Below are 14,600 nucleotides of genomic sequence, written 5' to 3'. Positions count from 1 at the left end.
TATTTATTTTCAGAAAAAAAATCAAGAGTTAGTTTAAAATAATTGTAATTTTAATGCTATACAATTCCATGATTCTCTTTGGATTGTATCTTCTTTTTTGTGCAGTTAAAGTTAATATCTTTAATTTTTCAAGCCTGCGAATGTTAACTTTTACCAACAAACCAGGAAAACACCCTGCCAAAAACGCCCAAACAAGCGTTTAAATTATATAAAATTTCAAAACACCCCTAAAAATTTTAGGGTTAAAATGATTTCGATTCATTTTTTTTGTAAATTTGCCCTGTAAAAAATCACTCAAACATGTCAACCTTAAGATTCAAAGCACTAGAAACCCTACCATTTAAGGACTTCAGAAAAGATAACTCTGTTGAGGTTCCTGCAAAATTGTCAGAATTATTCTGTACAAATGTTTTCTCAGAAGAGACCATGAGAGAATATTTAACAAAAGAAGCATTCAATTCTATTATGGATGCGGTAAAAAAAGGAACTAAAATCCAGAGACATATCGCTGATCAGGTAGCTGTAGCAATGAAAGACTGGGCGATGAGCAAAGGTGTAACGCACTATACCCACTGGTTTCAGCCCTTAACAGGAACGACGGCAGAAAAACATGACTCTTTCTTTACCCCTATTGAAGGAGGAAGAGCTATTGAAAGATTCAGTGGAAACCTATTGATCCAACAGGAACCAGATGCTTCATCATTCCCTAACGGAGGTATCAGAAATACTTTTGAAGCAAGAGGATATACCGCTTGGGATCCTACATCTCCTGCTTTCATCATGGGAACTACATTATGTATCCCATCTATCTTTATTTCTTATACAGGAGAAACGTTAGATTACAAAGCTCCTCTTTTAAGAGCTTTAAATGCTGTAGACGAAGCTGCCACTAACGTAATGCAGTATTTTGACAAAAACGTAACAAAGGTAACTCCTACTTTAGGCTGGGAACAGGAATATTTCCTTGTAGATTCAGCATTATATCAATCCCGTCCGGACCTTGTATTAACAGGTAAAACATTGCTTGGACATTCTCCGGCAAAAGGACAACAGCTAGACGACCACTATTTCGGTTCTATCCCTACAAGAGTAATGAATTTCATGAAAGAGTTGGAAATAGAGTGTATGAAATTGGGTATCCCTGTAACGACAAGACACAACGAGGTAGCTCCCAACCAATTTGAGCTGGCTCCAATGTTTGAAGAAGTAAACGTTGCTGTAGATCACAACTCCCTATTGATGGACATCATGGCAAGAATTGCTCACAAGCATCATTTCCATATTTTATTCCATGAAAAGCCATTTGCAGGCGTAAACGGAAGTGGTAAACACAACAACTGGTCTTTAGCAACTGACACTGGAGAAAACTTATTAAGCCCTGGGAAAAACCCAAAGAAAAACTTACAGTTCCTAACATTCTTCGTCAACACAATCAAAGCAGTTTATGAATACGCGGACCTTTTAAGAGCAAGTATTGCATCTGCCAGCAATGACCACAGACTAGGTGCCAACGAAGCTCCGCCAGCAATTATTTCCGTATTCATCGGAAGCCAGCTGTTCAGAGTACTGGAAGAACTGGAAAAAGTAACAGAAGGAAAACTTTCTCCGGACGAAAAAACAGATCTTAAATTAAATGTAGTTGGAAAAATTCCTGAAATCCTGTTAGATAATACAGACAGAAACAGGACTTCTCCGTTTGCATTTACCGGAAATAAATTTGAAATCAGAGCAGTAGGATCTTCTGCTAACTGTGCAGAGTCTATGACAGTAATGAACACGATTGCTGCAAAACAATTATTAGACTTCAAAAAAGAAGTGGATACTCTTATTGAAACTGGTCTTAAAAAAGACGAAGCAATCTTCAATGTATTGAGAGAGTACATCAAACAGTGTAAGAGCATTATGTTTGAAGGTGACGGATATTCTGATGACTGGGCAAAAGAAGCTAAGAAAAGAGGTTTAAACAACTTAAAAACCACTCCTGAAGCACTTAAACAGGAAATGGATAAAAAGTTCGTTGCCCTTTACGAAGAGATTGGAGTATTTACTCACAGAGAGGTTGAAGCAAGAAACGAAATCAAATTAGAGAAATATTCTACTGTAATTGATATTGAAGCAAGAGTTTTAAGTGATATCGCAAGAAATCACATCATCCCTTCTGCTTTAAAATATCAGAACAGATTAATTGAAAACGTAAAAGGTCTAAAAGATATTTTTGAAGATAAAGAATTCAAAACATTGGCAAAAGAGCAAATGAGTTTAATTACGAATATCTCTGAAAACGTTTCCAAGATTAAACTTGGTGTTGAAGATCTTATTAAAGCGAGAGAAGCAGCGAAAGCTGTAGCAAATAGCCAAAAGCAGGCAGAATCTTACTGCACCAAAGTAATTCCTTTATTTGATGTCATCAGAGAAGCTTCTGATGATCTTGAAATGATGGTAGACGATGAGCTTTGGCCGATGACAAAATACAGAGAAATGTTGTTTACAAAATAACGTCCTGTAAAGTTCCATATTAGTTTAAATTCCTCGGTTTTCCGGGGAATTTTTTTTGTTTTATTAACAGTCATGAAAATGAAAGCTTTACATTATAAAACCTGATATATAGAAGAAATTCGATATCGTTTGTTAAAGAATCTTAATAAAAAAAACCGCACACTTGCCAAAAATAGGCTGTTGCGGTTTATTTTTCTTTAACATATGCAAATCATATGTTAAAATGTGTTAAAATAAGATCCTGACAATTATCATATCAGGGGTCTTTTATTCGGAATCTCTACTTTTGTATTGCTTTTGAAAATAAATATTCCTTTTTAACACGGATAATCAAATATATATGAAGAAAAGAGTTTTGTTTTATTTAGTTGCTTTAGTTACTACAGTTTCATTGCAATCGTGTGCTACAAATTATGTGGTTTCAAAACCAGCAACTTACACAAAAGAATACAAAACAGATGCCAAACTAGCTTCTATAGATAACAAAAGAATGGAGCAGGATAAGCAGAAACTTATCGACTCTTTCCTGGCTGAAAAGGCTGCATCTATCGCTAGTGCTAAAAAAGCAGTTAAGAATTCTGAGATTGCAAAAGCAATCAAACATAATAAAACCATTGACGGTATCCTTGAAGAAGCTGAAACATACCTTGGAACTCCTTACAGATATGGAGGGACTACAAGAAACGGTATAGATTGTTCAGCTTTTGTTCTTTCTGTATTCGGAGCAGCAGCAGGTCTTAGCTTACCTAGAGTAGCAGCATCTCAGGCTCAGGAAGGAGAAAGAATTGAAAAAGGAGAACTACAGAAAGGAGATTTGATTTTCTTTTCTCACGGAAGAAGAATTTCTCACGTAGGTATTGTAGAAAGTGTTACTGAAGAGGGAGAGATTAAGTTTATCCACGCAGCAACATCAAAAGGAGTAATGATTTCTTCACTGAATGATTCTTATTGGGGACCTAAGTTCAGATTCGCCAAAAGAGTGATCAACGAAGAAGGAGAAGCTTACAATAACTTAGCAGCAATTACTCCCGCTACACCAGCAAATTTTTAATTTTATAAATAATTGATTTAAATAATGAAGCCATCAGAATTCTGATGGCTTTTTTATATGCTTGAATTTTGACTAAGTTTCAGCTAAAACCAAGGAGGAATATTCCTAAAGAAAAAAGCGGGCTAAAACCCACTCCTATTAATTCAATATTACATTTTGCATCTATGAATTGAAGCGCTAAGCTAACGATTCAGAAGTCAGTTGTTCTTATCAATTTCAATATCCAGCTTATACAAGAGTCCATATATTTCAGAAAGCGAGAATTTGGCCTTTTTAAGCCTGTTTAAAGCCGGATCTATTGAATAGTTGACCGATGTCCTGAAATCTGCTTTTTCAAGATTTGCTGTCTCGAAAACAGCGCCCGACAGATCGCAATTACTAAAGACAGCATTTGAAGCATCACATTCTGTGAAGTCTACTTCAATTAACCTGGAATTTTTGAAAACCGTTTTCTTAATGGATGTCTGATAGAAAACAGAATTATTTAAAGCACATCCATCAAATGTAAAAGATAATCCGAATGCATTACAATCATTAAACTGGAGTCCAAACATTTTACATTCTTTGAAAATCACATCATGAAAAGCTGTCCTCACAATCTTTGCCATGCTGAGGTTACACTCCATAAATTCACAATCTGTAAAGCTGAATCCGGAAAGGTTTGCATACTCAAGATTACAGTTTCGGAAAGTACAGTTTTCGTACTCGCCTTTTTCTAATTGAGAAAAGTCTGTGTTTTCGAAATCCTGATCCAGAAAATAAGCTTCTTTCATATTTGTATGATTTATCAATGACAATATACTCCACCTCAGGGCAGATTTTAAATAAGAATAAAAATTTCAGCTTTTAGCCGTTGGCTTTTTGATCTTAAAGACCGTTACACCAAGCTGTTTTTATCCGAATAATTAAGTTTAAAGAAAATAAAAGTCATCATAGAGAATGCTAATAGAGAACTTCCTCCATAACTGAAATACGGAAGTGGAATCCCAACCGTAGGGAAAAGCCCCATAACCATTCCTAAATTGATTGAAAAGTGCATCAGAAGAATAGAGGCAAAACAATATCCGAAGACACGGTTAAAAGTAGATTTCTGCCTTTCTGCAAGATAATATATCCTTCCAATATAGATCATGTAGCATAAGATAAGAATCGCACTTCCTAAAAAGCCCCATTCTTCTCCTACTGTACAAAAGATATAATCCGTTTCCTGCTCGGGTACAAATTTCCCCTGGGTAACTGATCCTTCACGGTATCCTTTCCCCCAAAGCCCACCGGATCCGATAGCCGTTTTGGAATATAATAAATTGTATCCTGAAGTATCTCTGAATGCCTTTTCACCTTTATAAAGAACATCAATTCTTTCTCTCTGGTGTTTAGGAAGTTTTTCTAAAATATAAGGAGACGCGAAAGCCAGTCCGCACAGTAAAAGAATAGATCCTGAAATTCCCGAAATAGAAATTACATCCCAGGACATTCTATGATAATTCATCGCTATCAGAATACCGGCAATCACCAGAACAGCTATGGCAACATAAATAGGAGGAACAGCCAATGAAATCAGAAAAACTCCGGCAAAAAGGAATCCTATTCCAAACAAAAGACCACTCAGCCCTTCTCTGTATAAGGCAATGAAAAATGCAATAAATACAAGCATGGAGCCTACATCCGGAATAGCAAGAACAACAACCGCCGGAACGCCAATAATAGCTAAGGTAGTCAATAAAGACTTCCGGTTTTTAAGATTAAAATCAGGTCCGGAAACATAGTTGGCAAGCATGAGCGCCGTCCCTATCTTCGCAAATTCTACAGGCTGCATGGTAAAACTTCCGAATTTATACCAGTTCTTCTGTCCCAGAATTTCTTTTCCAAAGGGAAAAAGTCCGATAAGCAATAAGACTCCGCCAATGTAAATAATCCCTGCCATATTTTCAAAGAACTTACTTCTGCTGAAAAATATCATAAGTCCTACAAATAACGAAATACAGAAAAAGACCAATTGCTTTTCCCCAAGTTTCTGGTCAACACTGTAAATATTTGCAATGGCAAAAACACAAAGCAGGAAATACAGCCCAAGACCTAATTTATCTATTCCTTCAGTCCATTTCATTGCTTGACAGTTTTTTTAGCAGTGTTATTTTTTTTAGTTTCCTCTTCTATTTTCTTTTGCAGCTTGGCTTTTTGTTGTTTTACCAGCTCCAGACTGTCTTTTATTTTTTTTTGTTTGATTGAATCCGGTTTAGGATCAACGTATAAGCCTTTACGTTTCAAATCTGCAATCCACTGCCTCTTATATTCCGGCATGAAACTCGAGGTGATCATTTTTTTATAAAGATTTTCTCTTTTCAAATCACCCGTGATATATTTTTCAGCAATTACCGTACAGGCCGGTCCTGCCCATGTAGCACCGAATCCGGCATGCTCCATTACTGCAACCACCACAATTTTTGGTTTATCAGCAGGAGCAATCAGTACAAAGATTGAATTATCCTTTCCCTGAGGAACCTGTGCTGTACCTGTTTTGGCTAATTGTGTAAAGTCATTGGATTTCAACCCTCTTGCTGTTCCTCTCAAAACCACAGCTTCCATACCTTTTAAAACAGGTTCAAAATGTTTTGGATCAACTAAAGTCTGATGCTTAACCTTAAATCTTGGATCAGGATTTGACTTTCCGTCAATTCCTTTTACAATATGAGGCGTGTAATACCATCCCTTATTGGCAATAGCAGCTACATAGTTTGCTAACTGAATAGGAGTTACCAAAACATCACCCTGCCCCATCCCATTATAGATTGCACCGGTTGACATCTCGTCCCAGTTTTTAAAATCAGTTCTCTTGGAACCACTTGCTTTCATGATGGCTTTAAACCTTTTCTCATAAAAGTCTCCTGAAGGTATTCTTCCTTTTGCACCCACAGCAAAATCATTATTCAAAAATTCTCCTACTCCAAAGCTGCTCATGATTTTTTTCCATTCATCAACCCCTTTTGAAGGATTTCCCGGATATTTTTTGATGATTGCAATAAATGCATAGGTAAAAAAACAGTTACTGGAAACCTGAATTGAAGGAATAAGCGGATCTGCTCCACCATGGCCTTTAATTCTTTTTCCTTTATAGAAAAAACCACCACCACAAGGGAAAATAGTCTTTTCATCCATTACTCCCATCTGCATGGCAGCCAGAGCAGTCAACAATTTGAACGTTGATCCCGGAGGATAACCTGCCTGTAAAGAACGGTCAAAAGTCGGCTTATTTTCGTAAAGCGTATCTTTTGACAGAGCATATAAATTTTTAGATTTGTAAGGTCCTGTGAAAAGATTAGGATCAATATCCGGTCCGGTAGCAGCTACCAGTACTTCTCCATTATTAGGATCTATAGCTACAATTGCACCGTGTTTGTTTACAAGCATTTCTTCAGCGGTTCTCTGAAGATCATAATCAATAGTTAACGTAATATCTTTACCTGTAATTACATCCTTGTCCAAAGATCCGTTTTTATAAGACCCAATATTTCGGAGCCTGATATCTTTTTGGATATATTTCACTCCTTTTACTCCACGAAGTTCTTTTTCGTAGGATTTTTCAACTCCTGTTTTCCCGATAAAATCTCCCGGTAAATAGTATGCAGAGTCTTTTTTTATTTCACGTTCATTTACTTCACTGGTATATCCCAGAAGGTTACCAGAAGTGGAAACTTCATATTGACGCTGAGGTCTTTGTACAATAGTGAAGGCGGGATATTTAAAAATAATTTCCTGTACTCTTGCTATATCCTCTCTGCTCAGATCCTTCAGAAAAGTCATCGGAGTCAGTTTGGAATAATATTTTTCCTTTTTAATTACATCAATTCTTTTGATAAAATCCCCCTTGGAGATCTTCATAAGATTACAGAATCCGAGAGTATCAAAATCCGGACGCATTAAAGCCTGTGTAAAAGAAACTTCATAAGCGGGCTGGTTTCCCACCATGATTTTACCATTCCTGTCAAAAATGACTCCACGCTGTGGAATAACATATTCGGTTTTGATGGAGGTATTCGCTGCATTCAATGCATAACGGTCCGTAAATAACTGTAAATAGGCAAGCCTCGCCACAAAAATAAGGGCGATAACAACGAGGATGGAAAAAATTTTAAAATAACGTGTGTTCAAACTTTTTGTTTGATTTTAAATATTAATGCGTAGATGACTATAAATATAAATGAAATTACACTAGTTACCAACACATTAAATAATATTTCGAAAAATCTGCTAAACTTAAAGAATTCTATATACTGTACCAAAAGCTGATGCAGGAAAATACTGGAAAATAAAAACAGTAAAAACTGTGCCCACTGAAGGGACTGAAAAGAGAAAAAATCCGTAGATGTATCAGTAGAAGTCCTGAAGATCAACGTTCTGAAATAAGCAATCAGCGTTGTTGCAAATGCATTGATTCCCCACGAATAAAGAAAGCCGTCAATAGACAGTCCTATTAAAAAGCTCAGTGCCAGAAACTGAAATTTATTCCTGAAAAAAGGATAAAACATGACAAATACGGGATATAATACCGGAGTATACTTCCCGAAAAGCGTAATCCTGTTCAATACAAATATCTGTAATGCCACAAGAAAAATCATGATCAATATATCAGTAAATAAAGTCCTGCTAATCATTTTCTTTTTTTATTACAGCCTGCATAGTGTCCTGAATCTTCTGCACTTCTGCTTTCTTAAGATTCTTCACTACATATACTTTGTTCAACGCTCCCATTTTTTCACTCAGCTCAACGGAGATATCCCAGAAGCCGGTTTTATTATCTACAGAATATCCTGCAATAGTACCAATTGTTACTCCCTTAGGGAAGATTGCAGATTTACCGTCTGTAACAACAGTATCTCCTACTTTTAATGCAACATATTTTGGAATATCCGCAAGATGCATCACTCTGGAATTATCACCATTCCATGTTAAAGTACCGAAATATCCTGAATTTTTGAGTGCTGCATTAATTCTGATCTTGTTGACACTTAAGACCGACTGAACTAATGCATAGCTGTCTGTAGAATTAATTACAATTCCCGCAATACCTCTTGGCGCCATTACTCCCATCTGAGGAAAGACTCCATCTCTACGGCCACGGTTGATTGTAAAATAGTTATTCCTTCTGTTGATACTGTTGAAAACAATTTCCCCATCAACAAAAGTATAGATCTGCCCACCACCAATGGTATCGTGAACTCTTTTGAAAACAGGATTTTTCGATCCGTCTTTTCCGTAGAGTTCAGTCATAAGGGCTTTATTCTGAACCACAAGATCTTCGTTGATCTGTTTCAGTTTCAGATAAGAAACTCCTTCATCAATATATCCGGAAACCCAGGAATTGAATGCAGCAGTCTGCCCCGCTAGCCAGGATTTCTGCATGGCATTTCTGGAGAATATCAAAACCAGAGCAATAATTTGCAGAAATATAAAGAAGACGAAAAGAGTATTCTTCGAAAATAATCTCAGCAAAAATCCCATTCAGATATAAAGTCGTAAAAAGTTAAAATTATTTAATTAAGAAATTGAACTTATCCATATTCTTAAGGGCAATACCTGTTCCGCGAACTACAGCTCTCAACGGATCTTCCGCAACAAATACAGGAAGACCTGTCTTTTTGTGGATTCTGTCCGCAAGACCTCTTAATAACGCTCCTCCGCCAGCAAGATAAATACCTGTTTTATAAATATCAGCTGCCAGTTCCGGTGGTGTAAGAGAAAGAGTTTCCATTACCGCATCTTCGATTCTGATAATCGATTTGTCTAATGCACGTGCAATCTCTTTATATCCAACCATAATTTCTTTAGGTTTACCTGTAATAAGGTCTCTTCCTTGTACCGGGATATCCTCGATGTCTACATCAAGATCTTCTACTGCAGAACCTACTTCAATTTTAATTCTTTCAGCGGTTCTTTCTCCGATATAAAGGTTATGGTGAGTTCTCAGATAATAAGCAATATCATTGGTAAATACATCTCCTGCAATTTTCACAGATTTATCACATACAATACCTCCTAGAGCTACTACAGCAATTTCTGTTGTACCTCCACCTATATCGATGATCATGTTTCCTTCAGGTTTCTGCACGTCTATTCCCACCCCAATTGCAGCTGCCATTGGTTCATAGATCAGCCTTACTTCTTTTGCGTTTACTTTCTGAGCAGAATCTCTTACTGCTCTTTTTTCAACTTCAGTGATACCAGAAGGGATACAGATTACAATTCGTAATGCAGGTTGTATGAATTTACCTTTGATTCCAGGAATTTTTTTGATAAATTCCTTGATCATGTGTTCAGAAGCGTGAAAATCAGCGATAACTCCATCCTTCAAAGGACGGATTGTCTTGATGTCCTCGTGAGTTTTACCTTGCATATGCTTAGCCTGTTCCCCTACAGCAATGGGTTTACCCGTAGAACGTTCAATTGCAACAATTGACGGTTGATCTATAACAATTTTATTATTATGGATAATTAGGGTATTAGCCGTTCCCAGGTCTATCGCAATTTCTTGCGTAAACATATCAAATAAACTCATATTTTTCTTCTGATTTTAAGTTTACAAAGATATAAATTTAAGACTACTAAAGAAATTTCCCACCAACTTAATTTGGTTAAAGTTTTATTAAAATTTACAATTCTTTATTAACTTTCAGTTTAGATGTTTACAGACTTTGAGTTAAACTAAAATTAATGGGTTAATAAAAGGGTGAAAAAGCGAAATCAACGAAGGGTAAAAAGGCAGGCTCACAACAAGCAAACGGACTTCTAAGCACCACTGCATTACATTTAAAATCCCATATGTCTCTTAAAAAAATTAACAAATGAAAATAACCAATAATAAAACTTAAAGAAAATCACCCTAACAGAAGCAAATTCTCTTTTTGCCATTCTCCTCTTTTATCTTTACCATCTTATAGTTTTTTACGATAATTATCATATACACTATCTGAGAGTGATTAATTAAAAAAAGCGTAAATTTGCGACTGCTTATGTTACAGTATTCCAACATTCATCGAACGTCAAATTTTGCCGTGCTTTCTATAAGCTACGAGAAAGCCGACGTAGAAACGAGAGGAAAGTTTGCATTCTTTGATGAAAACATCAAAAACTTTGTTTCCAGGGTCCACCAGGAAGATCTTGGGGATGCATTTGTAGTTTCCACCTGTAACAGGACCGAAATTTATACCACGTCTCCCAATTATCTTTTAGTTGCTGAAGAGTATTGTAAAACCATTGGAGTACATCTTACGGATTTCCTTCAGTTTGCCAATATTCTCACCAAGGAAGAAGCTCTGATCCATCTTTTCAGAGTTGCTGCCGGTCTTGAAAGTCAGATTATCGGAGATTTTGAAATTATCGGGCAAATCAAAAAAGCATACAGCCGTTTCAAAAAAGAGAGGCAAAATTCTAATCCTTATCTTGAAAGAGCCATCAATGCAGCTATTCAGATTTCGAAAAGAATAAAAAATGAAACCGGTATTTCCAATGGTGCAGCTTCTGTTTCTTATGCGGCGGTTCATTATATTTTAAACAGCCAGAAAAGGATTGCAGAAAAAAACATCCTTCTATTGGGAGTAGGTGAGATTGGACAGAACACTGTTGAAAATCTGGTAAAGCATGTCTTTCAGCCGAAAATTAAAATTGCCAACAGAACTCAGGAGAAAGCTGAAAAGATTTCCCAGAAATATAATATTCCTCATGTTGATTATTCTGATTTTGACAAGGAATTAAAAAACACCGATATTCTTATTGTGGCAACAGGAGCCAAACATCCTATTGTCAACCAGTCCCATTTCCCGAACGGAAAAGAAACACTGGTCATTGATCTTTCTATCCCACATAACGTTGAAAAGAATGTTACCGAAAATGAGAATGTAACATTGATTGACGTGGATGAGCTTTCAAAACAGATCCAGGAAACGATTCAACAGCGTGAAAGAGAAATCCCGAAAGCTGAAAAAATCATCAAGGAACTGATGAAAGACTTTATTGAATGGGAGAAAAAGAGAAAACTGGCACCGAATATCCACCATTTCAAAGCCGTTTTAAAGAACATGGAACGCAATGAAATGCATAATTTTTATAAAAAAAATAAATACATAAACATCACGGACATGGAACTTTCTGACAAAATGATCCAGAAAATCACCAACCGTTTTGCAAAATATATCATCGACAACCCTTTAAAAGCCGAAGAAATTAGTAAATTAATGCACGAAATATTAGTTGAACAACCAAACAACGAATTCAATGAAAAGCATTAGAATCGGAACGAGAAATTCCGCACTTGCACTTTGGCAGGCTAGAGAGGTTGCAAGGCACCTTCAGAACAATAATTATTTAACGGAGATTGTTCCTATCGTTTCTTCTGGCGATAAGAATCTCAATCAACCTTTATATTCTTTAGGAATCACCGGGGTTTTCACAAGAGACCTTGATATTGCCTTATTGAATGACGAAATTGATATTGCCGTACATTCATTAAAAGACGTTCCTACCCAATTGCCTCAAAATATTGAGATGATTGCTTACCTGGAAAGAGATTTTCCTCAGGACATTCTGATCAGAAAAGAATCTGCAAGGAATAAAGAATTCCATGAGCTTAAACTGGCAACCAGCAGTTTGAGAAGAAGAGCCTTCTGGCTTAGAAATTATCCAACTACTGATTTTTCGGATATCCGCGGAAATATTCAAACCAGACTTCAAAAGCTGGAAGGCGGGAACTTTGATGCGACTATTCTATCTTTAGCCGGAATCAAAAGAATGAAAATGGAAATTGATTACGAAATGCTTCCATTAATGATTCCTGCTCCATCACAAGGTGTAATTTCCGTTGCAGGACATACCGAAAAGCATGAGATCAATGAGATTGTACGTCAGATCAACCACAACCCTACCCAAATCTGCGTAGAGATTGAAAGAAACTTCTTAAGCACTTTGGAAGGCGGCTGTACTGCCCCTATCGGAGCTTTTGCTGAAATCATCGGGGATCAGATCCGATTCAAGGCCGCTCTTTGCTCTTTGGATGGGAAAAACTGCATTGCTGTGGATGAAAACTTTATATATACTCCAACAGAAAATTTTGGAGAAAAGTTTGCAAAAGTTGTTCTTGAAAACGGAGGAAAAGAATTAATGGCAGAAATCAAAAGCCAGATCTGATATTTCAGATTATAAATCCTTTTAGCTCATCTTTTTCATCTTCTTAATTTTACAGACATGAAAATCTTATTTACCAAAAATATAGACCAGACGATTATATCCAAAGAATTAGGAGAGGATATTTTGGCTGACTGTGTTGAGGTAATTAAGACCAAACCGATTATGATCAGTCCTTTTGATCTGAAAAGTTACTCATTGATTTTTACAAGTGTTAATGGAGTCATTTCATTTTTTAAAAACAGATTTAAGCCTAATGAGGATTTTACAGCCAAAAACTACAACAAGATCTATTGTGTTGGCGAAAAAACGAAGAGGGAATTAAGGAAACACGGCTTCGGAACATTTAAGGTTTTGAAAAATGCCGATACTCTTTCCAAATTTATTATCGGAAAATGCCAGCATGAGCAGTTTCTTCATTTCTGTGGCAATCTTGCCATAAATGTACTGGACAAAGAACTTCCTTTACAAAACATTAAGTACAAAAAAGTTACGATATACAATACTGAGGAAACTCATCCTTTAATAAATGAAAAATATCATGCTGCAGTATTTTTTAGTCCGAGCGGAGTTCGTAGTTTTGCAAGGCGAAATTCTCTGGAAGGCATGAAGCTTTTTTCGATTGGTGAAACCACTTCCGGTGAGTTGAAAAATTATACACAGGAAGAAATTTTTACTTCTGAAGAAAATACCCTGACTTCCATCTTTGAACTGATAAGAAGAGAAATCAGAAGTAGAATTTAGAATATTTGTTACCGAAATATTGCCGGTAATATTAGTTTAAAATAAATTATGATAAAAAACGACCTATATTTAAAAGCACTTCGCGGAGAAACCGTTGAAAGACCTCCTGTCTGGATGATGAGGCAGGCTGGAAGATATCTGCCGGAATTCATTGCTTTGAGAGATCAGTATGATTTCTTTACAAGATGTCAGACCCCTGAACTTGCGGCTGAGATTACATTACAGCCTATCCGTAGATTTCCTTTGGATGCAGCGATTCTGTTTTCTGATATCCTGGTAGTGCCACAGGCAATGGGAATTGATTTCAAAATGAAAGAATCTGTTGGTCCTTGGCTGGATACTCCAATCAGAACAATGGAACAGGTTCAGAATATTGAAACTCCGGACGTGAATTATACTTTAGGATACGTTTTTGATGCTATTGAACTTACTTTACAGAAACTGGACAATGAGATCCCATTGATCGGTTTTGCAGGTTCTCCATGGACAATCCTTTGTTATTGTGTAGAAGGAAAAGGAAGTAAAGCATTTGATATTGCAAAATCTTTCTGCTTCCAACAGCCTGAAGCTGCCCATTTATTACTGCAAAAAATTACAGATACAACGATTGCTTATTTAAAGAGAAAAGTAGAAAAAGGAGTTTCTGCGGTACAGGTTTTTGATTCATGGGGAGGAATGCTTTCTCCTACAGATTATCAGGAATTCTCCTGGCAGTATATCAATCAGATTGTTGAAGCATTAAGCCCGCTTACCCATGTGGTTGTATTTGGAAAAGGATGTTGGTTCGCATTGGAAGAGATGACCATGTCTAAAGCTTCTGCTCTTGGTGTAGACTGGACTATTAAACCGGAATTTGCAAGAACACTGACAAATCACACGATGACTTTACAGGGTAACTTTGATCCTGCAAGACTTCACTCCACTCCTGAGACGATCAAGAAAATGGTGAATGAAATGATCAACCGTTTCGGAAAAGACAGATACATCGCCAACTTAGGCCATGGTATTCTACCGAATGTTCCTGTTGAAAATGCTGAAGCATTCATCAGAGCAGTCGTTGACTGGAAACCGAATTTATAAGATTATTTCTTTTAAAAATACACAAAACCTTATAGGATATTCTATAAGGTTTTTT

Annotated in this window: 12 protein-coding genes; 6 read left to right on the top strand and 6 right to left on the bottom strand. The window is 36.5% G+C overall.

The features are described 5' to 3' along the window. The first annotated feature begins 300 nt into the window (after positions 1–300). The gene (locus KYG33_RS15700) at positions 301–2,496 is read left to right on the top strand and encodes a glutamine synthetase III (RefSeq protein ID WP_180564939.1); all 2,196 of its coding nucleotides are present in this window, start codon (positions 301–303) and stop codon (positions 2,494–2,496) included. Positions 2,497–2,836: 340 nt separating this feature from the next. Next, the gene (locus KYG33_RS15695; protein ID WP_077413391.1) at positions 2,837–3,547 is read left to right on the top strand and encodes a C40 family peptidase; all 711 of its coding nucleotides are present in this window, start codon (positions 2,837–2,839) and stop codon (positions 3,545–3,547) included. 197 nt (positions 3,548–3,744) lie between these two features. On the opposite strand, the gene KYG33_RS15690 is transcribed toward KYG33_RS15695, so the two are convergent. From KYG33_RS15690 to KYG33_RS15665, 6 genes are all read right to left on the bottom strand, one after another. Then, positions 3,745–4,320 (bottom strand): pentapeptide repeat-containing protein, encoded by a 576-nt coding sequence (locus KYG33_RS15690; protein ID WP_219072042.1) that lies wholly within the window; start codon positions 4,318–4,320, stop codon positions 3,745–3,747. A 104-nt stretch (positions 4,321–4,424) separates the two neighbouring features. Then, on the bottom strand, positions 4,425–5,654 hold the full coding sequence (rodA, locus tag KYG33_RS15685) for a rod shape-determining protein RodA (protein ID WP_077413389.1): 1,230 nt from the start codon (positions 5,652–5,654) through the stop codon (positions 4,425–4,427). Further along, complete coding sequence (locus tag KYG33_RS15680; protein WP_077413388.1) at positions 5,651–7,696, bottom strand: penicillin-binding transpeptidase domain-containing protein; 2,046 nt, start codon at positions 7,694–7,696, stop codon at positions 5,651–5,653. The genes rodA and KYG33_RS15680 overlap by 4 nt, the downstream gene beginning before the upstream one ends. Then, positions 7,693–8,199, bottom strand: a complete 507-nt coding sequence (locus KYG33_RS15675) for a hypothetical protein (RefSeq protein ID WP_002982456.1) — start codon at positions 8,197–8,199, stop codon at positions 7,693–7,695. Before KYG33_RS15675 ends, KYG33_RS15680 begins: the two co-directional genes overlap by 4 nt. Continuing rightward, positions 8,192–9,046, bottom strand: a complete 855-nt coding sequence (gene mreC / locus KYG33_RS15670; protein ID WP_077413387.1) for a rod shape-determining protein MreC — start codon at positions 9,044–9,046, stop codon at positions 8,192–8,194. Before mreC ends, KYG33_RS15675 begins: the two co-directional genes overlap by 8 nt. Before the next feature lie 28 nt (positions 9,047–9,074). After that, positions 9,075–10,100: a rod shape-determining protein gene (locus KYG33_RS15665; protein ID WP_045491741.1), complete on the bottom strand. Its 1,026-nt coding sequence runs from the start codon at positions 10,098–10,100 to the stop codon at positions 9,075–9,077. 454 nt (positions 10,101–10,554) lie between these two features. Here KYG33_RS15665 and hemA point away from each other — a divergent pair, with 454 nt between their 5' ends. From hemA to hemE, 4 genes are read left to right on the top strand one after another with little or no spacing between them, the layout of a single operon-like run. Then, complete coding sequence (gene hemA, locus KYG33_RS15660) at positions 10,555–11,829, top strand: glutamyl-tRNA reductase (protein WP_047376233.1); 1,275 nt, start codon at positions 10,555–10,557, stop codon at positions 11,827–11,829. Next, a complete protein-coding gene (gene hemC / locus KYG33_RS15655; RefSeq protein WP_219072041.1) occupies positions 11,816–12,724 on the top strand; it encodes a hydroxymethylbilane synthase in 909 nt (302 codons plus the stop codon). Before hemA ends, hemC begins: the two co-directional genes overlap by 14 nt. A 57-nt stretch (positions 12,725–12,781) precedes the next feature. Further along, positions 12,782–13,465: a uroporphyrinogen-III synthase gene (locus KYG33_RS15650; protein WP_077413385.1), complete on the top strand. Its 684-nt coding sequence runs from the start codon at positions 12,782–12,784 to the stop codon at positions 13,463–13,465. A 48-nt stretch (positions 13,466–13,513) separates the two neighbouring features. Continuing rightward, a complete protein-coding gene (hemE, locus tag KYG33_RS15645) occupies positions 13,514–14,545 on the top strand; it encodes a uroporphyrinogen decarboxylase (protein ID WP_219072040.1) in 1,032 nt (343 codons plus the stop codon). The last annotated feature ends 55 nt before the right edge of the window (positions 14,546–14,600 follow it).

This window comes from Chryseobacterium sp. D764, assembly GCF_019317325.1.
Taxonomy (GTDB): Bacteria; Bacteroidota; Bacteroidia; order Flavobacteriales; family Weeksellaceae; genus Chryseobacterium.
Note: the sequence above shows the minus strand (reverse complement) of the source record. Positions and strands in the feature narration are given on the sequence as shown.